Raw genomic sequence first — 24232 nt, 5'->3', positions numbered from 1 at the left:
GGGCCACACCGCGTTAACAGCACATGAACGTTTCGTCGAGAGGCCCATCGGCCTGTTGGCTTGAACTGAACGACCCGAATACCGAGAAGAGAGCCGCTCATGGACTTCCTTCGCCCCGCCAGCTGGGAGGAGGCGCTCGCCGCTAAGGCAGAGCACCCCTCAGCTGCGCCGATCGCGGGTGGCACCGACATCATGGTCGAGATCAACTTCGACCACCGTCGGCCGGAGTACCTCCTGGATCTGAACCGCATCGGCCTGCTGCGGGAGTGGGAGGTCGGCGAGGAGAGTGTCCGGCTCGGCGCCTCCGTCCCGTACGCGCAGATCATGGAGCACCTCAGGCCCGAACTGCCCGGCCTCGCGCTCGCCTCGCACACCGTCGCCTCGCCGCAGATCCGCAACCGCGGCGGCGTCGGCGGCAACCTGGGCACCGCGTCCCCGGCCGGCGACGCCCACCCGGCGCTGCTCGCCGCGGGCGCCGAGGTCGAGGTCGAGTCGGTACGCGGCAGCCGCCGCATCCCGATCGACGACTTCTACACCGGCGTCAAGCGCAACGCGATGGAGCCGGACGAGCTCATCAAATGGGTGCACATCAAGAAGGCCGACGGGCCGCAGCAGTACTCCAAGGTCGGCACGCGCAACGCGATGGTCATCGCCGTCTGCGCCTTCGGCCTGGCGCTGCACCCGGAGACCCGCACGGTGAAGACCGGCATCGGCTCCGCCGCCCCCACCCCGGTGCGCGCCCGCGCCGCCGAGGACTTCCTGAACGCCGCGCTCGAAGAAGGCGGCTTCTGGGAGAGCGGCAAGATCATCACGCCGTCCATCGCCAAGCAGTTCGCGGAGCTGGCCTCCGGTTCCTGCAACCCGATCGACGATGTGCGCGGCACCGCGAAGTACCGCAGGCACGCGGTCGGCATCATGGCCCGCCGCACGCTGGGCTGGACCTGGGAGCAGTACCGCGGCGCCGGCCGCACGCTGGAAGGAGCTGCGTAACCATGCGAGTAAATTTCACGGTCAATGGCCGTAAGCACGAGGCCGACGACGTCTGGGAGGGCGAGTCCCTCCTCTACGTCCTGCGCGAGCGCATGGGGCTCCCCGGCTCCAAGAACGCCTGTGAGCAGGGCGAGTGCGGCTCCTGTACGGTCCGCCTCGACGGCGTCCCGGTCTGTTCCTGCCTCGTCGCCGCCGGCCAGGTCGAGGGCCGCGAGGTCGTCACCGTCGAGGGCCTGGCGGACTACGCCGGGCACCGCACGGCCGAGCACCCCGGCGGCGGTTGCGTCTCCGGTGCCTCCGGCGCCTGCGGCACCACCGTCGACCAGGCCAAGCGCTGGCAGGCCAAGCCCTCCGACGGCCAGACCGGCGAGGGCGGCGACCTGTCGCCGATCCAGCAGGCGTTCATCGACGCGGGCGCCGTGCAGTGCGGTTTCTGCACCCCCGGCCTGCTCGTCATGGCCGACGAGATGCTGGAGAAGAACCCGTCCCCGTCCGACCAGGACATCCGCGAGGCGCTCTCCGGCAACCTGTGCCGCTGCACGGGTTACGAGAAGATCCTCGACGCGGTCCGCCTCGCGGCCGCCCGTCAGGAAGAGACGGTCTGAGCGAGATGGCCACCACGGGTACACCCACGAACATCACCCAGGGTTCCAAGACCAAGGGCGGCATCGGCGAATCGACGCTCCGCCCCGACGGCACCCTCAAGGTCACCGGGGAGTTCGCCTACTCCTCGGACATGTGGCACGAGGACATGCTGTGGGGCCACACCCTGCGCAGCACCGTCGCGCACGCCGAGATCAAGTCGATCAACACCGCCGAGGCGCTGGCGATGCCCGGCGTCTACGCCGTGCTGACGTACGACGACCTGCCCACCGCGGTGAAGAACTACGGTCTGGAGATCCAGGACACCCCGGTTCTCGCCCACGGCAAGGTCCGCCACCACGGGGAGCCGGTGGCGATCGTCGCCGCCGACCACCCGGAGACCGCGCGCCGCGCCGCCGCGAAGATCCAGATCGAGTACGTCGACCTGCCGGTCATCACCAACGAGGCAGCCGCGACCGCCCCCGACGCGATCCTGATCCACGAGGGCCGCGACGACCACCACATCGGTCACGTCACGCACCCCAACATCGTGCACCGCCAGCCGATCGTGCGCGGCGACGCCGACGAGGCCGCCAAGCGCGCCGACGTCATCGTCTCCGGCGACTACGTCTTCGGCATGCAGGACCAGGCGTTCCTCGGCCCGGAGTCCGGTCTCGCCGTGCCCGGCGAGGACGGCGGCATCGACCTCTATGTCGCCACCCAGTGGTTGCACTCGGACCTCAAGCAGATCGCCCCCGTCCTCGGCCTGCCCGAGGACAAGGTCCGCCTGACGCTCTCCGGCGTCGGCGGTGCCTTCGGCGGTCGCGAGGACCTGTCGATGCAGATCCACGCGAGCCTCCTCGCGCTGCGCACCGGCAAGCCGGTCAAGATCGTCTACAACCGGTTCGAGTCCTTCTTCGGCCATGTGCACCGCCACCCGGCGAAGCTCTGGTACGAGCACGGCGCCACCAAGGACGGCAAGATCACGCACATGAAGTGCCGGATCGTGCTGGACGGCGGCGCCTACGCCTCGGCCTCCCCGGCCGTCGTCGGCAACGCCTCGTCCCTCTCGGTGGGCCCGTACGTCATCGAGGACGTCGACATCGAGGCCCTCGCGCTCTACACCAACAACCCGCCCTGCGGCGCCATGCGCGGCTTCGGCGCGGTTCAGGCGTGCTTCGCCTACGAGGCGCAGATGGACAAGCTCGCGGCGAAGCTGGACATGGATCCGGTGGAGTTCCGCCAGCTCAACGCCATGGAGCAGGGCACGCTGCTGCCGACCGGACAGCCGTGCGACTCCCCGGCCCCCGTGGCCGAGCTGCTGCGCCGCATCAAGGCCAGGCCGCTGCCGCCCGAGCAGCAGTGGCTCGCGGCCGGCGAGCAGCCGGACGTCCGCGCCCTGCCCGGCGGACTGTCCAACACCACGCACGGCGAAGGTGTCGTACGGGGTATCGGCTACGCGGTCGGCATCAAGAACGTCGGCTTCTCCGAGGGCTTCGACGACTACTCCACCGCCCGGGTGCGGATGGAGGTCATCAACGGCGAGCCGGTCGCGACCGTGCACACCGCGATGGCGGAGGTCGGCCAGGGAGGCGTCACCGTTCACGCGCAGATCGCCCGCACCGAGCTCGGCGTCACCCAGGTGACCATCCACCCGGCCGACACCCAGGTCGGCTCGGCGGGCTCCACCTCGGCGTCCCGTCAGACGTACGTCACGGGCGGCGCGGTGAAGAACACCTGCGAGAACGTCCGCGAGAAGGTCCTGGAGATCGGCCGCGCCAAGTTCGGCTCGTACCACCCCGCCTGGGCCACCGCCGAGCTGCTGCTCGAAGGCGGCAAGGTCGTCACCGACGGCGGCGAAGTCCTCGCCGACCTGGTCGACGTACTCGAAGGCGAGTCGGTCGACCTGGAGCTGGAGTGGCGCCACCGGCCCACCGAGGCCTTCGACCTGCGTACGGGCCAGGGCAACGGCCACGTCCAGTACTCGTTCGCCGCGCACCGCGCGGTTGTCGAGGTGGACACCGAGCTCGGCCTGGTCAAGGTCATCGAGCTGTCCTGCGCCCAGGACGTCGGCAAGGCGCTCAACCCGCTGTCCGTCGTCGGCCAGATCCAGGGTGGCACCACCCAGGGCCTGGGCGTCGCGGTCATGGAGGAGATCATCGTCGACCCGGTGACCGCGAAGGTGCGCAACCCCTCCTTCACGGACTACCTGATCCCCACCATCCTCGACACGCCGACGATCCCCGTCGACGTACTCGAACTGGCCGATGAGAACGCGCCGTACGGACTGCGCGGCATCGGCGAGGCCCCGACCCTCTCGTCCACCCCGGCCGTCCTCGCGGCGATCCGGAACGCGACCGGTCTGGAACTCAACAGGACGCCGGTACGGCCCGAGCACCTCACGGGCACCTGAGTCCACCCAAGCTCCCCGGGCGGCGTCAAGCTTCCAGGAACGTCACACTTCCGCCGCCTGCGCCGCCCGGGGCCACAAGTACCGCACCGCTCGCGGTTCTTAGCACCACGCACCACACGCACCACAGAGCACTGACGACAGAGCACTGACGACAGAGCACTGAAGAACAGAACCCTCAGTAACCGCTCATCCCGTTCGTCTCGGGCCGTCCCCCGGGTCGTGCAGCCATCGGCAGCATCCCAAATCCCGTATCTCCAATCTCCACGCGGGTGCCCCTTTGAACCTTGGGAGTCAGGCATCATGACCCAGCAGTCCACAGAGCCGAAGACGACGGCGGAGGAAGCAGGCGCGGGAACGCGCCAGCCCGCCGGCCGGTCCTGGCTCGACCGCTACTTCCACATAACGCACAGAGGGTCCACGGTCGCCCGCGAGGTGCGCGGCGGCATCACCACCTTCATGGCGATGGCCTACATCATCCTGCTCAACCCGGTCATCCTCTCGGTGCCCGACGCCACGGGCGCCAGGCTCGACGGGGACCAGCTGACCACCGCGACGGTCTTCGCCGCCGCCGCGACCACCCTCGTGATGGGCTTCATCGGCAATGTGCCGCTGGCCCTCGCGGCGGGACTCAGCGTCTCGGCCGTCATGGCCTTCCAGGTCGCCCCGGAAATGACCTGGGGCAACGCGATGGCCATGTGCGTCATCTACGGCCTCGTGATCATCCTGCTGGTCGTCACCGGTCTGCGTGAACTGATCATGAACGCCATCCCGCTGGCGCTCAAGCACGCCATCACCATGGGCATCGGCCTCTTCGTCTGCCTCATCGGTCTGGTGCAGGCCGGCTTCGTCACCTCCATGCCAGGCGACGGCGGCATCGCCGGAGCCAAGCCGATCCAGCTCGGCACCGCCGACATGCTGACCGGCTGGCCGGTGCTGTGCTTCGCCTTCACCGTCGTGCTGATCTTCCTGCTCCAGGTGCGCAAGGTCCCCGGCGCGATCCTCATCGGCATCGTCGGCGGCACCGTGTTCGCCGCGCTGGTCCACCAGTTCGCGGGCCTCGACAGGAAGGCCTGGGGCGGTCTGAACGCCCCCGAGATCACCGGCTCCATCGTCAGCAGCCCCGACTTCGGCCTCTTCGGCAAGGTCTCCTTCGACGGCATCGGCAACGTCGGCGGCATCACCGTCGGCGTGATCGTCTTCACCCTGGTGCTGGCCGGCTTCTTCGACGCCATGGGCACCATCATCGGCATCGGCCAGCAGGCCGGCCTCGCCGACAAGAACGGCAAGATGCCCGGCCTCAACAAGGCCCTGGCCATCGACGGTGCGGGCGGCGCGATCGGCGGCCTCGCCGGAGCCTCCGGCCAGACCGTGTTCGTCGAGTCCACGGCGGGCGTCGGCGACGGCGCGCGCACCGGCTTCGCCAGCGTGATCACCGGTCTCGCCTTCACGCTCTGCCTCTTCTTCACCCCGCTCGCCCAGGTCATCCCGACGCAGGTCGCAGCCGCCGCGCTGGTCGTCATCGGCGCGATGATGCTGACCAACGCCAAGCACATCGACTGGGACGACGCGGCGACCTCCATCCCGGTCTTCCTGACCACTGTGCTGATGCCGTTCACCTACTCCATCACCGCGGGTATCGCCGCCGGCGTCATCGCCCACGTGCTGATCAAGGCCACACAGGGCAAGGTTCGTGAAGTGGGCTGGCTGATGTGGGTGCTGGCCGTCGTCTTCCTCGCCTACTTCGCGCTCCATCCCATCGAGGGCTGGCTGGGCGTCAAGTAGCGACCCGCCTCCCTTCCCCACCCCGTAAGGAGACAGCCATGCTGGACATCGCCGAAGAACTCAACCGGTGGGTCGAGCAGGGACGTGACTTCGCCGTCGCCACGGTCGTGGCGACGAACGGAAGCTCACCCCGGCAGCCTGGCGCCGCCCTGGCCGTCGACAGCGACGGCACGGCGATCGGGTCGGTCTCCGGCGGCTGTGTGGAAGGCGCGGTCTACGAGCTGTGCCAGCAGGCGCTCCAGGACGGCGAGACCGTTCTGGAACGCTTCGGCTACAGCGACGAGGATGCCTTCGCCGTGGGTCTGACCTGCGGCGGAGTCATCGACATACTCGTCACGTCCGTACGTGTGGACTCTCCCGGCAGGGAGGTGTTCACCGCCGCGCTGTCCGCCGCCGCCGGCGGGGAGGCGGCGGCGGTCGCGCGGGTCACCGACGGACCGGCCGAGCTCATGGGCCGCGCCCTTCTCGTACGGACCGACGGGGCGTACGAGGGAAGCCTCGGCGGACATCCGGAGCTGGATCGCGCGGTCGCCGACGAGGCCCGCGCGATGCTGGACGCCGGGCGGACCGCGACCCTGGAGATCGGCGCCGACGGCAGACTGTGCGGCCGGCCGCTGACCCTGCTGGTCGAGTCGAGCGTGCCCGCCCCGCGCATGATCGTCTTCGGCGCCATCGACTTCGCCGCCGCGCTGGTACGGGTCGGCAAATTCCTGAACTACCACGTGACCGTGTGCGATGCCCGGCCCGTCTTCGCCACCGAGGCGCGCTTCCCGGAGGCCGACGAGATCGTCGTCGACTGGCCGCACCGCTACCTGGAGTCGACCGCCACCGACGGCCGCACCGTGCTGTGCGTACTTACCCACGACGCCAAGTTCGACGTTCCGCTCCTGGAACTGGCCCTCAAGCTTCCCGTCGCCTACGTCGGCGCGATGGGCTCCCGCCGCACCCACCAGGACCGCAACAAGCGGCTGCGTGAGGTCGGCGTCACCGAGCTCGAACTGACCCGCCTGCGCTCGCCGATCGGCCTCGACCTCGGCGCCCGTACGCCGGAGGAGACGGCCCTGTCCATCGCCGCGGAGATCGTCGCCGCCCGGCGCGGCGGCACCGGAGTCTCCCTCACCGGCGCGCACACCCCCATCCACCACGAGGGCCCTCGGGAGCCGGCGGGGCGGATAGGGTCCGTCGCCTGACGGACGATGTGTGATTCCGGATGCCGGATGCCGGATGCCTGACGGCCGACGCCGACAGAGCCGGGACCCGGGACATCGGCCCGCCGGCCCGACGGGGCGCAGGATCTAGAGTGGCGACTGTGACCGCCGTGCCTGCTACGACCGCTACGACCGAGCGCCGCCGCACCCGCCTCGTCGCGGCCGGGGCCGCCGCCGTGACGCTCTGCGCCGGACTTGGCATCAGGGCGGTCGCGGACGGAGACATCGCCAAGTACGCGGGTGACGCGCTCTACACCGTCCTTCTGAGCACACTCGTGGTCCTGATCGCGCCCGCACCCGGGATGCGCCGGGTGGCCGCCGCTGTCGGTCTCGGCCTCAGCTGGCTGATCGAGCTGGGCCAACTCGCCGGAGTAGCAGCCGAGTTGTCGCAGCGCAGCATCATTGCCCGGCTGGTCCTCGGCTCGACCTTCAACGCGCCGGATCTGTTCTGGTACGTGGTCGGCGCGGGCCTCTTCCTGCTCATATGCACCGTGGTGCCCCGCCCGAGCGGCCTGCGCCACGCGCCCTGATGTGGGATGCGCGGGGTGGTTGGGAGCGCTCCCAACCCTCCCTCGCGACCATGGAGCGACGCGTGCGCAGCGCATCGACGAACACATCGACGGACACACCCAGAGACAGAAAGACCAGTACGCCGATCGGCTCACCGACAAGCTCACCGACCAGTGGGCGGATCTTCGGCAGGCTCCTCCCGGTGGGCCTTCCGCTCGCCCTCGCCTCGACGCTGCTCCTCGGCGTTCCCGCCACGGCCACCGCCCCCGCCGCGGTCCGGGATCCGGTCACGACCCCCGCCGCCACCAAGCTCTACACCCCGTCGGCCAACCCCGCGGCGTACCGCCAGGCTCTCGCGCTGACCGGCGCCGGGCAGCCGCGCGAAGCCGCCGGCCTTCTGGCCATGGTCCGAACCCCGCAGGCCGTCTGGCTGCCGGGCGGCGATCCGGCGGCGGCCGAACGCGAAACGCGCCGGGTCGTCCAGGACGCCCTCCGGCACGGTGCGCTGCCCGCCCTGGTGCTCTACAACATCCCGGGCCGTGACTGCGCCCAGTACTCGGCGGGCGGCGCCGACGACAGCTCCCGGTACCGGGCCTGGATCGCCGCCGTCGCCCGGGGCATCGGCCCGGCCCCCGCGCTGGTCGTCCTCGAACCCGACGCGCTCGCCCTGTTGCCCGCCGACTGTCCGAAGGCCGTCGCCAGGGCGATGACCGCCGCGCGGTACGCCGACCTCGGCCACGCCGTCACCGCTCTCGGGCGCCTGGCGCACACCAAGGTCTACCTCGATGCCGGCCACCCGGCCTGGCACGCGGTGAGCAGCATCGTGCCCCGCCTGGTCAAGGGCGGCATCACGGGGGCCACGGGCTTCACCGTCAACGTGTCCAACTACAGCACCGACAGCGCCAACGCCTGGTACGGCAGGCTCATTTCATCCTGCCTCGCCCACGTCGGGCGAGGCGGAAGGGCCACGGCCTGTGCCGAACAGCGTTGGTCGCGCGCCCGCGCCCGGACCTGGCTCGACAAGCAACCGCACACCGCCCCGGACCGTATGAAGCACTTCGTCACCGACAGCAGTCGCAACGGGCGCGGCCCGTGGACTCCGCCGGCGGGCAAGTACCGCGACGCGCAGGACTGGTGCAACCCGCCGGGACGGGGGCTCGGCGCCCGCCCCACCACGGAGACCAAGGACCCGCTGCACGACGCCAGGCTGTGGATCAAGACACCGGGGGAGTCGGACGGCCAATGTCTGCGCGGTACGAGCGGCCCGATGGACCCCGAGCGGCGCACAGTCGGCCCGAAGGCCGGTGACTGGTTCACCCAGCAGGCCTTCGAACTGGTTCGGCTCGCCCGTCCGTCGATCCTGCCGGGCCCCGCCGCGCTGAAAAAACCGGTTGCAGCCGCGCCGGTGCGCCGCTTTCATTGGCTCGTCCTGACCAGGAGAAAACAGGTGGTGCTATATGACACGGGCCCTGCGGAACCGCTCTCGCGATCGAGGCAGGTCCTCCGCGCAGGCGACGCCCTGACGGCTTCGCCGACCGGTACGAACTCCCTTGATGCGAGACGGCGTTCAGCTACAGCCACGTTCTTCCGCGCATCAGTTCAGGAGAGTCGTTCTCACGATGTCCCGTAACACCACCACTCGTAACACCGCCGCCCGCAACACCTCCAGGCGGGCGCGCACCGAGGCACGCGCCGAGTCGTTCCGTTGCCTCAACTGCGGGATCGACATATCGATGACCGCCGCAGGAACCACCCACCGCAATCACTGCCCGAACTGCCTGTGGAGCCGTCACCTCGACGACACCCCGGGCGACCGGGCGGCCGACTGCGGTGCCCGGATGGAGCCTCTCGCCATCTCGGTGCGCGGTGACGGCGAATGGATACTGGTCCACCGCTGCGCAGGCTGCGGCGTGCTCCACGCCAACCGCACGGCGGGCGACGACAACGTCCTGCCGCTGACCAGACTCGCGGTCGGTCCGCTGGCCCGCCCGTCGTTCCCGCTGGAGCGGCTCGGGCTCATCTAAGGGGTTTCCGGCCGATCAGTCGACTGCTGCCCCGCACCTCGTCGTTGAGCGAAGTGCGGGGCAGCGGACCACCTCTGTCGTCGGCCTTGGGGACCAATGGGGCAGTCAGTATCGGTGAGATTGATCTTGAAGGCCGGTGATCGTGGGCTTGATGCAGGCCGCGAGCGGGTCTGCCGCAGCTCGGCGTTCGGGTGGGGCTGGGCCTGGAGCCGTTCGCGCAGCTCGATCTCCTCGGCGGTGAGCGGCTCTCCGGACTGGCGGATTCGTACGGGCTTGGGCCGGAGCGGCAGGCCGTCGTCCACCGCGGCGGCTTCGGCTTCCGCGAGAGCCCGGTAGAGCGAGGCGACCGAGGGCGACTTGCCCGCGTTCTTGCCGACCTTGATGGTGAGCTTCTTCGCGATGTCGGGGACGGGGACGCCCTTGTCCTTCAGTGCGACGGCGAAGGTGAGCATGTCGTCGTCGATGACCTTCGGGCGGCCGCCGTGGTTGCCCTTGGAAGCGGCGATGACCTGGCCTTCGAGGGTCTTCTCGCGGATGTAGTTGCGCTCGATCTGCCCGGCGACGGCGAGGACGGCGAAGAACATGGCGCCCATGCCGTTGGGGTCGTAGATCCCGGTGAGGGGGCCGGTGAGGAGTTCGAGCTGGATGCCGCCGGCCTGGAGCTCGGCGGACAGCGTCATCAGCTCGGCCGCGTTCCTGGCCAGGCGCTTGAGTTCGTGCACCGTGAGGATGACGGGCGTCTCGGGCGCGGCCTCCTTGAACTGGTGGGCCAGGGCGAGCGCCTTCTCCAGTTCGGGCCGCACCCTCACGCGGGTGCTGATCTGCTCCTTGAAGACCTTGTGGCACTCCGCGCGGTGGAGGGCTTCGAGCTGGCTCGCCAGCTCCTGCCGGGCGGTGGACGTCCTGGCGTACCCGATGCGGACCGGGCGCTCGGCGCGGGGCGCGGGCACGATCGCGAGCGCCGGGCCCTGCTTCCATGCGCGGCCCGGGTGCCGGTCGGTGGGGACGAGGACTTCGAGTTCCTCGCGGAGCGCGGGGACGAGGACGAAGCGGGGGGTGTGGTACTTCGCGGCGGTCTTCCCGCCTCGGGTGCGGCAGGCGCTGCCGGCGGGCGCGTCACAGTTCGGGCAGTCGTGACGTTCTACCGCCAATGCGGCCCGATCGTGTGAATGTCCGTAGTCGCGTGCACGGATGAGCTGGGGATTCGCCGCCGAGCGCAGGGAAGTGCGAACTCCCAGACGGTCCGAAGTCGCCTGCACTACGGTCGACTTGGCCGTAGTCGTATGCGCGACGGGGGCCTCGGCTGCCGAACCCTCGACCGGTTCGAAGAGGAGCGCGCCTTCTTGTTCGGCATCGGCGTGCCCTCCGACTTCCTGCCCAGCGCCCGCGATCTTGGTCGCACCGACCTTGCCTGATGCGTGTTCCACATCCATGGAAGTGGAACAGGGCTTCCGACGCGTCGTCAGGAGATATGCGTCCTGGGCTGATCGCTCCACCGGTCGTTCCGTAAATCGTTCCACAAGAATCGTTCCGGAAGGCCCGTACGGAGTCGACTTCCGGTACGGTCCGGCCATGGGAACCGACACACCCCACCCCGCAGGCGGGCTCGAACTCGCGTACGCCCGGGTCTCCACCACCAAACAGAGCCTGGAACGCCAACTCGACGCACTGGGTGCGGCGGGCATCCCGGAAGACCGGATCTACGTCGACAAGAAGAGCGGAGCCACCGTCGAACGCCCCGGCCTGGCCGATCTGCTCGCCTACGCCCGCCCCGGCGACGTGATCGTCGTCTACACCCTCGACCGGCTTGGCCGGAACTTGCGCGAAGTCCTCAACCTCGTCCACGACCTGGGCGAGAGGGACATCGGCGTGCGCTCCCTGGCCGATCCTCTTCCGATCAACACCGCCGACGAAGGCATGGGCCGCATCGCCTTCCTGCTGCTGGCCCTCTTCGCGGAGATGGAACGCACCTTCACCACCGAACGCGCTGCCCACGCCCGCGCCGTCGCCGAAGCCGCCGGCCGCCACATCGGCCGCCCCGTCGCTCACCCCGCCGACAAGATCGAATATGCGCGCCTACTGAAGGACCAGGGCGCCAGCTACGGGGAGATCAGCACCAAGACCGGTATCCCCAAGACCTCCCTGCACCGCTACCTGCAGGGATAGCTGTGCGGGGAGGCGAACAGACCGCCCGCAGCGGTCAGGGCCACGCTGTGCCGACGGCGAAGTAGGGCTCTTGACCCTCACACCGTGTCAGGCGCTGAACTCGGAGACATCATGTTCACCATCGGAGACTTCGCCCGGCACGGCCGCGTCTCGGTCCGGATGCTGCGTCACTACGACGCGACCGGACTGCTGCGCCCGGCCCATGTCGACCCCGCCACCAGCTACCGCTATTACACCGCCGCCCAGCTGGCCCGCCTCAACCGGGTCATCGCGCTCAAGGATCTCGGCCTCACCCTCCAACAGGTTGGGGAGATCCTGGACGAGAAAGTCAGCACCGAGGAACTGCGCGGCATGCTGCGGCTGCGACGCGCCGAACTGGCGGAGACGGTGGCGGCTGCGGCGGCCCGGCTGCTCCAGGTCGAGGCGAGGCTCCGGTCGATCGAGAGCGAGGGGCACATGCCCAGCAACGACGTCATAGTCAAGAGTCTGCCGTCCGTACGGGTAGCCGAGCTGACCGGTGTGGCGCCGAACTTTGACACCATCGGCCCGGTCATCCAGCCGCTGTACGAGGACCTGATGACGCGCCTGCAGGCGGCCGGTATCGCCCTGACCGGGCCCGGTGTCGCGTACTACGAGGACTGCCCGGACGGCGGGGTCCTCATTCACGCGGGCGTCGAGGTCTCCGCGCCGCTCGGGGAGGACGGCGGGCTGCGGATCGTCGATCTGCCGCCGGTCGAGCAGGCGGCTGCCATCGTGCACCGCGGCTCGATGGAGACCGTCCTGCCCGCCATCCAGACCCTGGGCCGCTGGATCGACGCCAACGGCTACCGCTCGACCGGCTATCCGCGGGAGATCAACCTAGAGTGCCCCGCCAACCGGGATGATTGGGTGACCGAGCTCCAAGAACCGGTGGCCAAGGCCTGACAAGAGAGCCGGGGGCAGCCGACATCCTGGCTGCCCCCATGGTGATTTACCGTCAGCGAGTGCAGTCGACTTCGGGCATCAGTGCAGCCGACTTCGGGAACTGACAGTCGTGTGACGTTCCCGCAGGTCGCGACTGTAACGCTTCCCGTGTACGCGCCTATGTCACGCACTACCCCGTTCGCGTTACGGTTCCGGCATGAGAATCGGCGTCGCACGGGTCAGCACCCGCGACCAGCACCCCGAAGCCCAGCAGGACGCGCTGCACGCCGCCGGCTGCGAACGCGTCTACACCGACAAAGCATCGGGCAAGCTCGCCCGCCGCCCCGAACTCGACCGGGCCCTCGATGCCCTGCGCGCCGGCGACCAGCTGGTGGTCACCAAACTCGACCGCCTCGGCCGCTCCCTGGAGAACCTCATCGACCTGTCCAAGCAGTCGGAGGCCGACGGCGTCGACCTGGTCGTGCTCGACCAGGGCATCGACACCTCCACCGCGATCGGCCGGATGTTCTTCCAGATCCTCGGCGCCATCGCCGAGTTCGAGCACGCTCTGATGTCCGAGCGCACCATGGACGGCCTGGCCGCCGCCCGCGCCCGCGGACGCACCGGAGGACAGAAGCCCAAGCTCGGCCCCCGCCAGGTACAGCTGGCGCGGGCGATGTACGAGGAAAGGGACGACAAGGGCCACAACCGCTACACCGTGGCGCATATCGCCGAGGAGTTCGGCGTCTCCCGGCCCACCATCTACCGCCACCTCGGGCAGCAGATCCCCAGCCAGCCAGCCAGAGTGCAGGTCACTTCGGACACCCGTGCAGCCGACTCCGGAAACTGACATCGATCGTCATCCCCGCCCCGCCCTTCTGGCACTGCCGCAGTAAATGCGTACACCTCGCCCCGGCGGCCAAAATCGTCCGCCGCAGGTCGCGGTGATCACGGTAGGGGCTCTGCCGCAGTAAATCCGGCATTTACCGCGACGGTGGATGCGGGAAGGCTGCCCGCGTGGTCCAGGCAAAGACGAAGGCCGGTACTAATGGGATCAGGGCGGTCCAAGGGAGCATCGCCACCGGGGAGCTGCTTAGCAGTCCGCCGGTGAGGGCTCCTCCTCCGATGCCCAGGTTGAACGCGGAGACGTACCAGGCAGACGCCGCGTCGGGCGCGGTCGCTCCCAGGCGGAGAACGCTCGATTGCAGCGTTACCGGCAGTGCGGCGAAGGCAACGCCCCACAGGGCCACGGCCACCACGGCCAGAGGCTGCAGCCGGACGCTCGCACCGAGCAGAACCAGTGAGCTGGCCATCAGGGCGATGGTGCCGAGCAGGACGGTGTGCGGGCGACGGGTCCCCCAGGACACCGCCGAGCCAGGTCCCCAGGAAGCCCGCCAGTCCGTACAAGGCAAGAAGCATGCTGGTGGCGGCTTCGCTGAAGGCAGCGGCGTCGTGCAGGAGCGGGGTCACGTAGGTGTAGACGGTGAAGTGTCCGAGGACGAGCAACGCGGTCGCTGTCACCATGCTTCGTAGGCCGGGCAGGCGCAGCGCGCCGCCGAGGCCTGCCGACTGCGGTGGGGCGGAGCGGTTGGGAATGTCGGGCAAGAGTCGCTGGGCGGCGGCGAGTGCCCCGAGACCGAGGGCCGCCGCGGCGCAGAAGGCGCCACGCCATCCGACGACGTTGCCGAGGACGGTGCCCAGGGGGACGCCCAGGACGAGGGCCGCCGAGTTTCCGGCGAAGACGATGGCTGTTGTGCGACTCGAGCGGCCGGGCTTGGCGAGCGCGGCGGCGTATCCGGCGACGATCGACCAGAAGACTCCGTGCGCCATCCCGCACAGGAACCGGCCGATCGCCAGCATCGGGTAGCTCTCCGCGGCCGCGGAGAGCACGGTGCCGAGGGAGAAGGCCGCACTCACGGTCATGTAGAGGCGCTTGCGCGGCCAGGCGGCGGTCCAGTGGGTGAGCGGAGCTGCCGTCAGTCCGACGGTGAAGGCGTACACGGTGACCAGCAGCCCCACCCGTGATCGCGCGACTCCCAGATCGTCGCTGATCGGCGTCAGCAGCCCGACCGGCAGCAGCTCTGTGGTGACGACGACGAAGATCGTAGTGGCGAGAACGAGCAGGCCAGCCCAGGGCCGGGCCAGCGACTTCGTGGGCGGACCGGCCTGATCCGTGAGGAGCGGTGCGCTCACGCTGACGTGGCGGGCAGAGCGGCTAGGAACTCGCGGACGTGGCGGAGCCAGGTCGCTCGATCTGCCGTGTTCAGGACGTGGGCGGCGCCGGGCAGTTCGATCAGCTGGGCGCCCGGGATGCCGGCCGCCAGGCGGTATGAGCTTTCGGGCAGCACCAGCCGGTCGCCGGTCGGCGCCACCACCAGGGTGGGCGCGGACACCTTCGCCAGATCGGTCCGGACGTCCACGCGGGACACCAGGTCGAAGTGATCCAACGTGCCCGGCGGCATTGCGGTCAGGGTCTGGGCGACTGGTGCGTCGAGGTCGGCCGGTTCGAGGTCCGCCAGGTCCGCAGGGGACATACAGGACAGGAGGGCGAGTCGTGCCACGTCGCCCCACTGACCCGCGGCTGCCAGGGACTTGATCAGCTGGGCGGCGAGCGCCAGGACGGGGTCAGCGGTAGGGAAGCCGGCGGTGAGGACGAGGGCCCGGACACGGTTGGGGTGCCGTGTGGCGATCCGGACGGCCACGGCGCTGCCGAGGGACTCTCCGAGGACGGCGAACGAATCCTGGCCGGCTGCAACGGCGGCTGCTACCAGGCGGTCGGCGAGGTCGTCCAGGTCCAGTGGTTCGATGGCTGCGGGGGAGCCACCCGCTCCGGGGTAGTGCGGGCCGACAAGGGTGTGGTCCTGGGCGAGGTCGTCGAGGACGAGGCCGAAGTTTCCCTCGATGCCGCCGCCGGCGCCGTGGGCGAGCAGGAGTGCGGGGCCGCGCCCCTGCACGAGGACATCGAGGTGAGGGGTGGGAAGCGCGTGATCAGTGGTCATGCCGCCGACGCTAAACTCCGACATCAGTGTCAGAGTCAAGTTGCGGCGTGTGCAAGGGAAACGGGAATAGGGCGAGGGGCATGCGCATGAAGGAGATGGTGCGGCGTACCAGGGTCCATGAGCGGCTGCTGCGCTACTACGAGCAGCAAGGACTGCTGACGCCCGAGCGGCTGCCCAGCGGCTACCGCGTCTACGGCGAGTCGGACGTCGAGACGGTGCGCCGCATTCGCTGTCTGCTGGCGGCAGGCCTTCCGACCGCTCTGATCGCTCAGGTTCTGCCATGCATCCGGGCGGACGACGAGCGCCTCGTGCCCACCTGTCCGGACGTGCTCGCCCAGCTGCGCCGGGAGGGCGAGCGAATCACCCACGCCATCAAGGATCTACAGGCGTCGCGCGCGATGCTCGACACCATCATCGCCGCCGCGCCCCCGGGGGGCGGAGGGACGCCGAGGTCGCCTCAGCCGGGCGTTGCCGAGGCAAGCTGACAGGAAGTCCCAGATCGAGCGGCTTGCCATTGCGAGGCGGAGGTGTCCTACGGGTTGATGTTCGACCAGAACATGACCAGGACTTCGCTAGCGCTACCGCCAAGACTGTCCTCGGCGGCTCACGCCTCGTCGGCCTCGCCTTGGCCTTCGGCCTCATGGTCGCCGCCCGGCGCTACATCGCGTCGCACCACGCTTGCCGGACACAAGGTCCCGCTCGTCCTTCAACAGCGTCCAGTGCTCGACGAGCTCATCCAGGTCCAACGGCGTACGGGTCACGATCACTGATCGTCCCCGCGGAGCCTCACCAACCGCAGCCGTACAGCCCCGCGCTCACCCGCACGAGGGACACAGACAAGATCACTACCGTTTGCGGCTGGTGACACCGTTCTTACCGGCACCCCTTGTCCCGTCTCACCCACCGGGTCGGCAGCGAGGCCACACACTGGCAGAGTCCTCTCTGCAGAGACTCCTATGCAGAGGAGACTCTGCAACCTACGCTGTTGGCATGTCCGACGAACCTGAACGCACATCACAGCCCGCCAAGCCCACCCGGCGCCTCGATGCGCGCAGCCTGCGGGGGCTGGCCCATCCGCTGCGGATGAACATCTTTGAACTGCTGAGCCTGGACGGCCCCGCCACCGCCACCAGGCTCGCCGAACGCCTCGGGGAGAACACCGGCACCATCAGTTGGCACTTGCGCCACCTAGCCGAGCACGGCTTCATCGAGGAGGAAACCGGACGGGGCACGAAACGCGAGCGCTGGTGGAGAAGGGTCGACGTCTCCAATGAGCTGAACACTGCCGATTTCCGCGACGATCCCGACACCCGGGGCGCACTGTCGGTCTACCTGCACGAACTGCTGCAGCAGCACTTCAGCCGGGTCGTGAACTACCTCAGCGAGGACTGGGACGAGAGGTGGCGGAGCGCCGGCACCGTCTCGGACTGGAGTGACTTGCGGATGACACCGAATCAGCTGGAGGCGCTCAACGCGGAGCTGATGGCTGTCATCGCCCGCCATACCCCTGCTTCGGACGCCGTGCCCGCCCCGGGCGCGCTCCCTGTCGTCGTCCAGCTCCAGTCCTTCCCCCGCAAGGAGCGTGGGACCGCATGAGCCACGGCATACGCGGTGGCCTCCTGCGCCGCCATCGCGATTTCCGCCTGCTGTGGTGCGGCGAAACCGCCGGCAAGTTCGGCGCGTCCGTCACCGGGGTGGCGATGCCGCTGGTCGCCGTCTCCACCCTGCACGCCAGCACGTTCGAGGTCGGCCTGCTGAGCGCCGCCGCCTGGGCCCCTTGGCTGATCATCGGTCTGCCGGTCGGTGTCTGGGTGGACCGGCTGCGGCGCAGACCGATCATGCTGGCCGCCGCCGCGGCTTCCCTCGTACTCTTCGCCAGCGTCCCGGTCACCGCATGGTCCGGCCGGCTGAGTATCGGACTACTGCTGGCCGTCGCCCTGCTGACAGGCACGGCAGCAGTGTTCTTCCAAACCGCCTACAGCGCCTATCTCCCCAGCATTCTGGAACCCGATGACCAGCCCGAAGGCAACGCCAAACTGCACGGCAGCGCATCCGCCGCGCAGATTGCCGGGCTCGGCTCCGGCGGCCTGATCGCACAGTTGGCAGGTGCGGTGAACGGGATGTTCGCCAACGCCGCGACATTCCTCGTCTCCCTCCTGTGCCTCGCAGGCATCCGGCATCGCGAGCCACGCATCACCAGAACCGAACATCGCCCCACTTCACTGATCAGTGAAGTCCGCGAAGGCCTGCGGCTGGTCGCCGTCGACCCCTGGTTTCGCACGTTCACACTCTTCGGAGCCGCCTCCAACCTGGCTCTTATGGGATACCAGTCAATCCAGGTGGTCTTCCTGGTCCGGAGTGTCGGCCTGGCCCCGGGGACAGTCGGCGCAATCATCGCGGCGACCAGTGCCGGAGGCGTAGCAGGGGCATTCGCCGCACGTCGGGTTGCTCACCAGATCGGCACGGCCCGCGCGACACTGCTGTTCGAGCTGGGACTTCCCATGCTCGGTCTGCTCATCCCGCTGACCGTCGGCGGAGCCGGGATCCTGCTCTTTGTGACAGGCGGCTTCAGCGTCTCCGCAGGCGTCGTCGCCGGCAACATCATCAAGGCGAGCTTCCAGCAACGTTACTGCCCGCCGGATCTCCTCGGTCGCCTCACCGCAAGCACAGCATTCCTCAGCTACGGAACGATTCCCATCGGAGCACTGCTCGGCGGCGTGCTCGGAACCGCACTCGGCCTCCGCACCGCCATGGCCATCACGACAGCGGGGGTCCCGCTCGCCGCACTGATCCTGCTCTTTTCCCCGATCCGGCGATCCCGGGACCTGCCGACGTCCCGCCCGGCAACGAGTAATTCCGAACTTCTGCTGGATTCTGATGGCGAGCCGGCCCTACCTCGTCATTGATCACGATCGCACCGGGCAATTCCCTCTCGGCACCGAGCGCCAGAACCTTCTGTCGGCCATCAAGTCGCGGGCTACGCCGCCTACTCCTCCTCGTCATCGTCGAGTCCGGCGGCGTCCGGATCCCGCAGGGGCCGCAGGCCGCCGCCGGCGGGGGTGGAGGCAGTGAAGTTGTAGCGGCCCAGGACGTTCAGATTCTTGTGCTTGAGAGGGGACAGCCGGGCGACGTCCTCATCCCGGATCTCGTGACCCTCGGCACGGAGCTGGGCGACGGCGGCGTCGATGTACCTGGTCGTCCAGAGCACCACCGCATTCAGAACGAGCCCCAGCGAGCCGAGCTGATCTTCCATGCCGTCCCGGTATGCCTGGTGGATGGTGCCCTTCTTGCCGTGGCAGATGTCTCGGGCGAGTTTGTGGCGGGACTCCTGGACGGTGAGCTGCTTGTGCATCTGCCTTCGGTAGGTGTCGTCGACCGGGTCGACGACGGCGAGCAGGTGCAGGGTCTTGGCGATCCGCCCGTACTCGGCGAACGCCTGCCCCAGCGGGGTCGGGTGTCCCTCACGGCCGAACATCCGCAGCAGGTCGTAGGCCCTCACCTGGTTGGTGACCAGTGAACCGGCCACCCGCAGCATGTCCGGCCACGCGGTGAGGACCTTCTTCACGTTGACCTTGTTGCGGGCCAGCGCCTCCAGCGGCCCGTACCCGCCCGCCGCTTCGCCGCCGGGCATTGCCGCCTTCCAGAACCGCTGGTCCTGAAGGTCCTTGAACCGCGGGGAGAAGCGGTAGCCCAGCATCTTGAAGATGCCGAAGACCATGTCGGAGTAGCTCGCGTTGTCCGTGGCGACCATCTCCGGCTTCACCCCGCCATCGAGATTGAGCAGGGCGTCCAGGATGAACAGGGAGTCGCGCGGGGTGCCGGGAACCACCATCTGCCCGATGCCGATGACCTGGTCGTTGATGGCGTTGAGCCAGGTGATGCCCTTCTTCTTCGCGAAGTACTTGGGGCTAGGGGCGGCGTTGATGGTCCGCGTGGGGACGACGAAGCGCAGGCCGTCGACGGAGGCGAGCAGGCCTCTGCCCCAGAACTGCACGATCGGCACCCGGGCCTGGACTGTGATCAGGGCGGCGTTCGCCGCGGCGATGGTGTCCGCGCGCAGGTAGTACTGGTCGACGTGGACCAGCCGGGACCGGGTCAGTGCCTCGTAGCCCGGGTTGATGACCGGCGTCATGCCGATGTTGCACGCCTCCGAGACCAGCAGCGCGACCATCGACGTCGTCAGGTCCTTCATGCGGGTCTTGCCGTCGCCCAGGTGCACGAAGGCGTCCAGGAACCCTGTCCAGCCGTTCACCTCGAACAGCAGGTCCGGCAGGTCGATCTTCGGGAGCATCTTCTCGACCCGGCCGCGCAGCCAGGCCAGGGACTTCGGCTCACCGAGCGCGTGGAGCTTCTCCACGTTCAGCTTCGCCCGCCCGTTCGGCTGCACCTCGATGCTGATCTTCGCGTCCGCGCCGGCCTCCTCCAGCCGCTCGGCCATCTGCCTCCACGTCGCGTCCAGGACCGCCGTCAGCTCCCGCAGGTGCTCCTCGCCGTCCTCCTCCAGGCTCAGGCCCGCAAGGACGTCCTCGCGCACCGCCTCCCACCCCTTGCCCTGCAACAGGCGGGCGCGCGGGTCGGACCAGCGGTGCGAAGGGGACGCGAAGATGTCGCGGCGCTTGAGCGCGCGGAACAGCTGCTCCAGCACGCACACCACGTACGCGTCACGGTCCACCGACCCCTGCGGCAGCTCAGTGTTCGCGTACACCGCCTTGCGCCAGTGCGCCGGCACCAGCTTGTCGTCGACCTCCCGCGGCAGCAGCGGCTTCTCGCCCACCTTCCGCCGCGACAGGGCCGGGAGCCGCTTCACCCCCGTCAGGATGCGCATCCCGCCGGTCGCCGCGTCCAGCGCCTTCGACTCGCCCAGCAGCGACAGGAACGGCTTGACAGTGTTGTAGCGCAGCGCCAGCGCCCCGCGCAGCACCGTCTCCGCCGTGTTGTCGTCCTCCGGGACCAGGCTCACCACCACGCTCGCCGCACTGGACAGCGCCGCCCGCGGTGCGACCTCCTCCAGCGCCGCCCACAGTGCGGCCACGTCCACATCGCAGCCGCTCTGCTCGATGAGCTCCAGCTCCTCGATGAACACCGCTGCCGCCCTGGCCACCAGCCGCGACGCGTTCTCCAGCTGCGGCAGCGTGGACAGGCGCTGCTTCTCACTGGACCGCTTCGCGGTGCTGATCAGCCGCGTGGCCATCAAGATCTCGAACAGGTCCAGGGCGTCGTCGATCGCCTTGGCCTCCAGGTGGCGCATCACTGCGGTGAGCATCGCCGTGCGCTTGGGCTCCGGGGTCCGCTCCAGCTTCGGCGCCTTGGTGCCCAGCCCATAGCGGGCCAGCGCGGACAGTCGGTTCGGTGGGACCTGATCCAGTTTCAGGCTACCCAGATGAAAGGCGGCAATGTCCTCGACCCGCTGCAACGCGCCCTTCATCGCCGTGCCAGTGGTCCGCGTCGGCGGCTGGCGCATCCGCTCCAGCTCCGAATACCGCTTGCCCTCCGGCGTCTTCAGCGTGGCGACCGGGTCGCCGGGCAGCGCCGCATCCGCCCGCCGGGCTGCCCTGGCGACCGTGGTATGCAGCCGCTTGTCCGCGATGGTACGGACCTCGGCGACCTGCCGGGCCAGCACGCTCACCCCCGGCAGCAGCACCCGGTGCCGACGCAGCCAACCCACCGCGTGATCGAACAAAGCCTTCGGCCCCTCGGCGTGCGCTGTCCACGCCCGCCCATGCAGAAACGCCCGGAACTTCCGGCCCTGGTCGTGGTCCTCGTACAGGTGATAGCCGTACGCCTCACGTATCTCCCACGCGTGGTCGTACACCGTCTGCCGCCGGTCGGTGTACCGCTTTACACACGAGGCGTCCTCGATGCCCAGCTGCATGGCCAGGTGCTCCACCACCGGCCACGGCACATCGAGGGGGTCCTCGCCCAGGAACAGCCCCACGTACCGCGCCGTGCACATCTGGAGCGCGAACCCGAGCTGGTGATGCTGCGTACGCCGCAGCGCGATCAAATCCCGGTCCACGTCGTCGAGGAAGAAGAACCGCTCCAGCTCGGGCTGTGTCGGCTCCTCGGCGAACTTCCCATACGCCTCGGCTTGCTCATCAGTCAAGAACTCCACTGGCATGCACCGGACGTAACCACCTGCCCGCCAGTGACCCTGGGTCTTTCAGCGAACATCCGTACGTAACAGATCGCTTGTGCTAGTGGATCACGACGATCCAACCATGATCGTTCTCACCGATACTGACTGTCCCGTTGGTCCCCAAGGCCGGTCGTCGCCGGCCTCTGTCGCCGCTGACCTCTATCGCCGTTGACCCGCATGCTCCACTGGCGGCAGGCCCGCCTTGAGCGGTTGGCCGCCCCGGCCCGCCGCCGCCTCGGCAGCGGCCCGCAGCGAGTGCAGAGCCACGAGCAGTACGCCGATGTCGTCGATGAGGATGGGATCGGGCAGCAGGTCGATCGGGCTGATCGTGTAGAGCAGCGCACCCCAGAAGGCGAGCTTGTTCCCCACGGGCACGCCCGCCTGCCGCAAGTGCCGCTTCGCCCGTACCAGCCGGACCAGCAGCACCGCGGTGAACACCAGCGTCGCGAGCACCACTACGGCCACGGCCGCCACGATCAGTTTGGCCTCGGTACTCATGGTCGCCTCCCCTTGGACGGCGGTCCCCGTCCAAGGACGTCTACCCCGCTGCGGCGCGGAGACGCGGGGTGTGACCCGGTCGGCCCAGTGCGGCGGTCGTCCGTACGACGCTCCTCTCTCCGTCGGCCTCCCGCGTGCCGCAGGTCTCCCGCACCCCTCAGGTCTCCCGCGACACGTCATCGGTGACCGCGTCCCAGATGTGTTCGGGAGGCGGGACGAGCGGCAACGAGGGGGAGGCGGCGCGCGCCGCCTTCACGACCCGCCGCAGCGCGTCGAGTTCCTTTCGGCAGTGTGCGCACCTCAGTAGGTGCGCGGTCTCTGCGTACGACTCCTCGGGATTGTCGCGAGCCAGTGCCAGCTCGGCCAATTGGGTCTGATCAAGGTGAACTTCCACCGCCGTCCGCCTTGGATCTAGGCCGGGCCATCAGGTCGTCCTACGAGTACTCCTACCGTCCGAGGGTTCCGGCTGTATGCGCGCCGGGGCGGCCGTGGCCGGGGTGGCGGACAGGGAGAGCGGGGCAGGGGCGGCGACAGGTCCGGCGCGGCGTGCGGAATCCTCGCGCGCGGCCCGGTCGGGGTGGCGACGACGCCAGTACGGGTTGTCGTGGGGGAGTCCGCCCGTGACCCGGCCGTACATGCCGAACGTCATGATCAGCAGGCCCATGACGAAGCTGAAGACGACATTGGACATGCCGAAGTCGAGGACGTTCGCCGGGCGGTCGAGGATGAAGAGGTGAACGAATCCACTCAGCACGAACAGTGCGCCCACTGCCATGTTCACGTTCGACGCGGTATTGCCGCCGACAACGGCGCCGCCGATGAGGACCAGACCCACGACGATCGAGATCAGGCTCAGCAGACCGTTGGTGGACAGGCCCGCGACCTGGGATCCGGTGGTGTCGAAGAAGCCGAGCTGGTCCGCGAAGCCCAGGCTTCCGAAAATGATCAGGATGACCCCGCACAGTGCGGCGCCCGCCCGGTAGACCGTGGCCAGCCGGTGGTCGACCGGCAATTCGTCCTTGAGCCGCATGACTGCCTCCTGACTGGTGCCCCTGGGTGCCCGGTGACGCGTGTGCGATCCACAGCCCCTTCCACAGTCGCCCCACTGTCCCATTTTCGCAGCTTGCGCCGCTTGTGCGCCGTTCGGCTCCCGGGCCGCTGAGACTGTTGAGCCGGGTTTTGACGCGGATCCGCGTAGAAACCGGTCCTCGGGGAGCGTCAGTCTCAGGATGAGTCTCCGTAGCGGGTGGCAATCGCGGCGGCGCGGTTGCGTAGGGCGGTGCGCAACGACTGCGGGGCCAGGGCTTCCCCGTCCATGCTGAGCTGCCACAGCGCCCATTCGGCGTGCCATGAATCTTGGTGGGTCACCTCCAGCCGCAGCCAGCCGTCTGCGTCGGGTTCTTCGGCGCGGACGGCCACCGCGGTGTTCAGCAGGTCGTCGCGCCGCGCCGGGTTCACGCGCATGGCTCTTGACCGTGCCCAGGGGGACCCCGGTCCGCTCGGCGATCTGCGCGTGCGTGAGATCGGCGTAGAAGGCCAGGCACAGCATGTCCCGCTGGATGCCGGGCAGCTCCCGCATCGCCTGGGTCACCAGCACCCGGTCCAGGGCGGACTCCGGGCCGGGACCACGGGCCGCCGGTGCGCCGTGTCCCGCAGCCGACGCCGCCGCGGTGAGTTCGCCGCGCCGGGTGCGTGCCGAGAGGGCGTCGGCCGTCTTGCGCCGGGTGATGCCCACCAGCCAGCCGACGAGCGGCCCGCGCTCAGGCCGGTAGCCGGGGCGTCCGCGCCAGGCGGCGAGGAAGACCTGCTGGGTCACGTCCTCGCCCTCGCGCGGGTCTCGCAGGGCGCGCAGGGCGAGCGTGTGGACGAGAGGGCTCCAGAGACGGTAGACGCCGGCGAAGCTGTGCTCGTCCCCGCGCACCAGACCCGCTGCCAACTCCTCAGCCGCCAGGGCCTCTTGGTCCGGCGCGCGCTCCGGGGCGCGGGAAGCGGCCGGGCTCCGTGCGGTGGTTGACCCCGGG

The 24232-nt window shown here is 69.2% G+C and carries 21 protein-coding genes and 3 pseudogenes; 15 read left to right on the top strand and 9 right to left on the bottom strand.

Features of this window, described 5'->3' with window-relative positions; translation table 11 throughout:
• Positions 1-99: 99 nt before the first annotated feature.
• From QMK30_RS13755 to QMK30_RS13720, 8 genes are all read left to right on the top strand, one after another.
• Positions 100-990 (top strand): FAD binding domain-containing protein, encoded by an 891-nt coding sequence (locus QMK30_RS13755; RefSeq protein ID WP_283517993.1) that lies wholly within the window; start codon positions 100-102, stop codon positions 988-990.
• A 2-nt stretch (positions 991-992) separates the two neighbouring features.
• A complete protein-coding gene (locus tag QMK30_RS13750; protein ID WP_283517992.1) occupies positions 993-1595 on the top strand; it encodes a (2Fe-2S)-binding protein in 603 nt (200 codons plus the stop codon).
• A 5-nt stretch (positions 1596-1600) separates the two neighbouring features.
• Positions 1601-3985 carry a xanthine dehydrogenase family protein molybdopterin-binding subunit gene (locus tag QMK30_RS13745; protein WP_283517991.1) on the top strand — a complete coding sequence of 795 codons (2385 nt, stop codon included), beginning with the start codon at positions 1601-1603 and terminating at the stop codon, positions 3983-3985.
• A 300-nt stretch (positions 3986-4285) separates the two neighbouring features.
• Positions 4286-5767 carry an NCS2 family permease gene (locus QMK30_RS13740; RefSeq protein ID WP_283517990.1) on the top strand — a complete coding sequence of 494 codons (1482 nt, stop codon included), beginning with the start codon at positions 4286-4288 and terminating at the stop codon, positions 5765-5767.
• Between the two features lie 38 nt (positions 5768-5805).
• Positions 5806-6957 (top strand): XdhC family protein, encoded by a 1152-nt coding sequence (locus tag QMK30_RS13735; RefSeq protein WP_283517988.1) that lies wholly within the window; start codon positions 5806-5808, stop codon positions 6955-6957.
• Positions 6958-7085: 128 nt separating this feature from the next.
• Positions 7086-7505 (top strand): ribosomal maturation YjgA family protein, encoded by a 420-nt coding sequence (locus QMK30_RS13730; protein ID WP_283517986.1) that lies wholly within the window; start codon positions 7086-7088, stop codon positions 7503-7505.
• A 182-nt stretch (positions 7506-7687) separates the two neighbouring features.
• On the top strand, positions 7688-9115 hold the full coding sequence (locus tag QMK30_RS13725) for a glycoside hydrolase family 6 protein (RefSeq protein WP_349362069.1): 1428 nt from the start codon (positions 7688-7690) through the stop codon (positions 9113-9115).
• Complete coding sequence (locus QMK30_RS13720; RefSeq protein WP_283517984.1) at positions 9105-9509, top strand: RNHCP domain-containing protein; 405 nt, start codon at positions 9105-9107, stop codon at positions 9507-9509. The genes QMK30_RS13725 and QMK30_RS13720 overlap by 11 nt, the downstream gene beginning before the upstream one ends.
• Here QMK30_RS13720 and QMK30_RS13715 read toward each other — a convergent pair.
• Positions 9506-10660, bottom strand: a complete 1155-nt coding sequence (locus tag QMK30_RS13715) for a recombinase family protein (protein ID WP_283517983.1) — start codon at positions 10658-10660, stop codon at positions 9506-9508. The two genes, QMK30_RS13720 and QMK30_RS13715, sit on opposite strands and share 4 nt — an antisense overlap.
• Positions 10661-10792: 132 nt before the next feature.
• On the opposite strand from QMK30_RS13715, the gene QMK30_RS13710 reads away from it, so the two are divergent.
• From QMK30_RS13710 to QMK30_RS13695, 4 genes are all read left to right on the top strand, one after another.
• Entirely contained in the window at positions 10793-10924 is a 132-nt protein-coding gene (locus QMK30_RS13710) for a hypothetical protein (RefSeq protein WP_283517981.1), read from the top strand.
• 157 nt (positions 10925-11081) lie between these two features.
• Entirely contained in the window at positions 11082-11675 is a 594-nt protein-coding gene (locus QMK30_RS13705) for a recombinase family protein (protein WP_283517980.1), read from the top strand.
• Between the two features lie 111 nt (positions 11676-11786).
• On the top strand, positions 11787-12599 hold the full coding sequence (locus tag QMK30_RS13700; RefSeq protein WP_283517979.1) for a MerR family transcriptional regulator: 813 nt from the start codon (positions 11787-11789) through the stop codon (positions 12597-12599).
• A gap of 196 nt (positions 12600-12795) precedes the next feature.
• Positions 12796-13428, top strand: a complete 633-nt coding sequence (locus tag QMK30_RS13695) for a recombinase family protein (protein WP_283517977.1) — start codon at positions 12796-12798, stop codon at positions 13426-13428.
• A gap of 98 nt (positions 13429-13526) precedes the next feature.
• Here the strand turns inward: QMK30_RS13695 and QMK30_RS13690 are convergent, their stop codons facing one another.
• Positions 13527-14771 carry an MFS transporter gene (locus QMK30_RS13690; protein WP_283517974.1) on the bottom strand — a complete coding sequence of 415 codons (1245 nt, stop codon included), beginning with the start codon at positions 14769-14771 and terminating at the stop codon, positions 13527-13529.
• The gene (locus tag QMK30_RS13685; protein ID WP_215013441.1) at positions 14768-15577 is read right to left on the bottom strand and encodes an alpha/beta fold hydrolase; all 810 of its coding nucleotides are present in this window, start codon (positions 15575-15577) and stop codon (positions 14768-14770) included. The genes QMK30_RS13690 and QMK30_RS13685 overlap by 4 nt, the downstream gene beginning before the upstream one ends.
• 80 nt (positions 15578-15657) lie before the next feature.
• On the opposite strand from QMK30_RS13685, the gene QMK30_RS13680 reads away from it, so the two are divergent.
• From QMK30_RS13680 to QMK30_RS13670, 3 genes are all read left to right on the top strand, one after another.
• Positions 15658-16062, top strand: coding sequence for a MerR family transcriptional regulator (locus QMK30_RS13680; protein WP_283517973.1), 405 nt, complete (start codon positions 15658-15660; stop codon positions 16060-16062).
• A gap of 505 nt (positions 16063-16567) precedes the next feature.
• On the top strand, positions 16568-17173 hold the full coding sequence (locus QMK30_RS13675; protein WP_283517971.1) for an ArsR/SmtB family transcription factor: 606 nt from the start codon (positions 16568-16570) through the stop codon (positions 17171-17173).
• Positions 17170-18483: an MFS transporter gene (locus tag QMK30_RS13670; protein ID WP_283517969.1), complete on the top strand. Its 1314-nt coding sequence runs from the start codon at positions 17170-17172 to the stop codon at positions 18481-18483. The genes QMK30_RS13675 and QMK30_RS13670 overlap by 4 nt, the downstream gene beginning before the upstream one ends.
• An 80-nt stretch (positions 18484-18563) precedes the next feature.
• Here QMK30_RS13670 and QMK30_RS13665 read toward each other — a convergent pair whose 3' ends face one another.
• The 6 genes and pseudogenes from QMK30_RS13665 to QMK30_RS13640 form a co-directional block, all read right to left on the bottom strand.
• Positions 18564-21695: a Tn3 family transposase gene (locus QMK30_RS13665; RefSeq protein ID WP_283517967.1), complete on the bottom strand. Its 3132-nt coding sequence runs from the start codon at positions 21693-21695 to the stop codon at positions 18564-18566.
• A gap of 177 nt (positions 21696-21872) precedes the next feature.
• Complete coding sequence (locus QMK30_RS13660; protein WP_283517965.1) at positions 21873-22211, bottom strand: YkvA family protein; 339 nt, start codon at positions 22209-22211, stop codon at positions 21873-21875.
• Positions 22212-22368: 157 nt separating this feature from the next.
• Entirely contained in the window at positions 22369-22605 is a 237-nt protein-coding gene (locus QMK30_RS13655) for a hypothetical protein (RefSeq protein ID WP_283517964.1), read from the bottom strand.
• Between the two features lie 30 nt (positions 22606-22635).
• Positions 22636-23241 (bottom strand): annotated as a pseudogene (locus tag QMK30_RS13650) (DUF4383 domain-containing protein); the annotation flags it as partial.
• Positions 23242-23435: 194 nt separating this feature from the next.
• A pseudogene (locus QMK30_RS13645) lies at positions 23436-23675 on the bottom strand (WCX domain-containing protein); the annotation flags it as partial.
• Positions 23668-24198 (bottom strand): annotated as a pseudogene (locus tag QMK30_RS13640) (RNA polymerase sigma factor); the annotation flags it as partial. The pseudogenes QMK30_RS13640 and QMK30_RS13645, both read right to left, overlap by 8 nt.
• Between the last annotated feature and the right edge of the window lie 34 nt (positions 24199-24232).

This window comes from Streptomyces sp. H27-C3 (assembly GCF_030063415.1).
In the GTDB taxonomy this organism is placed as follows: Bacteria; Actinomycetota; Actinomycetes; order Streptomycetales; family Streptomycetaceae; genus Streptomyces.
Note: the sequence above shows the minus strand (reverse complement) of the source record. Positions and strands in the feature narration are given on the sequence as shown.

What these genes read in the sequence shown, in the direction of transcription:
- QMK30_RS13755 (WP_283517993.1), top strand. Translation starts at nt 100, where the DNA reads ATGGACTTCCTTCGCCCCGCCAGCTGGGAGGAGGCGCTCGCCGCTAAG.
- QMK30_RS13750 (WP_283517992.1), top strand. Translation starts at nt 993, where the DNA reads ATGCGAGTAAATTTCACGGTCAATGGCCGTAAGCACGAGGCCGACGAC.
- QMK30_RS13745 (WP_283517991.1), top strand. Translation starts at nt 1,601, where the DNA reads ATGGCCACCACGGGTACACCCACGAACATCACCCAGGGTTCCAAGACC.
- QMK30_RS13740 (WP_283517990.1), top strand. Translation starts at nt 4,286, where the DNA reads ATGACCCAGCAGTCCACAGAGCCGAAGACGACGGCGGAGGAAGCAGGC.
- QMK30_RS13735 (WP_283517988.1), top strand. Translation starts at nt 5,806, where the DNA reads ATGCTGGACATCGCCGAAGAACTCAACCGGTGGGTCGAGCAGGGACGT.
- QMK30_RS13720 (WP_283517984.1), top strand. Translation starts at nt 9,105, where the DNA reads ATGTCCCGTAACACCACCACTCGTAACACCGCCGCCCGCAACACCTCC.
- QMK30_RS13710 (WP_283517981.1), top strand. Translation starts at nt 10,793, where the DNA reads ATGCGCGACGGGGGCCTCGGCTGCCGAACCCTCGACCGGTTCGAAGAG.
- QMK30_RS13705 (WP_283517980.1), top strand. Translation starts at nt 11,082, where the DNA reads ATGGGAACCGACACACCCCACCCCGCAGGCGGGCTCGAACTCGCGTAC.
- QMK30_RS13700 (WP_283517979.1), top strand. Translation starts at nt 11,787, where the DNA reads ATGTTCACCATCGGAGACTTCGCCCGGCACGGCCGCGTCTCGGTCCGG.
- QMK30_RS13695 (WP_283517977.1), top strand. Translation starts at nt 12,796, where the DNA reads ATGAGAATCGGCGTCGCACGGGTCAGCACCCGCGACCAGCACCCCGAA.
- QMK30_RS13685 (WP_215013441.1), bottom strand. Translation starts at nt 15,577, where the DNA reads ATGACCACTGATCACGCGCTTCCCACCCCTCACCTCGATGTCCTCGTG.
- QMK30_RS13680 (WP_283517973.1), top strand. Translation starts at nt 15,658, where the DNA reads ATGCGCATGAAGGAGATGGTGCGGCGTACCAGGGTCCATGAGCGGCTG.
- QMK30_RS13675 (WP_283517971.1), top strand. Translation starts at nt 16,568, where the DNA reads ATGTCCGACGAACCTGAACGCACATCACAGCCCGCCAAGCCCACCCGG.
- QMK30_RS13670 (WP_283517969.1), top strand. Translation starts at nt 17,170, where the DNA reads ATGAGCCACGGCATACGCGGTGGCCTCCTGCGCCGCCATCGCGATTTC.
- QMK30_RS13665 (WP_283517967.1), bottom strand. Translation starts at nt 21,695, where the DNA reads ATGCCAGTGGAGTTCTTGACTGATGAGCAAGCCGAGGCGTATGGGAAG.
- QMK30_RS13660 (WP_283517965.1), bottom strand. Translation starts at nt 22,211, where the DNA reads ATGAGTACCGAGGCCAAACTGATCGTGGCGGCCGTGGCCGTAGTGGTG.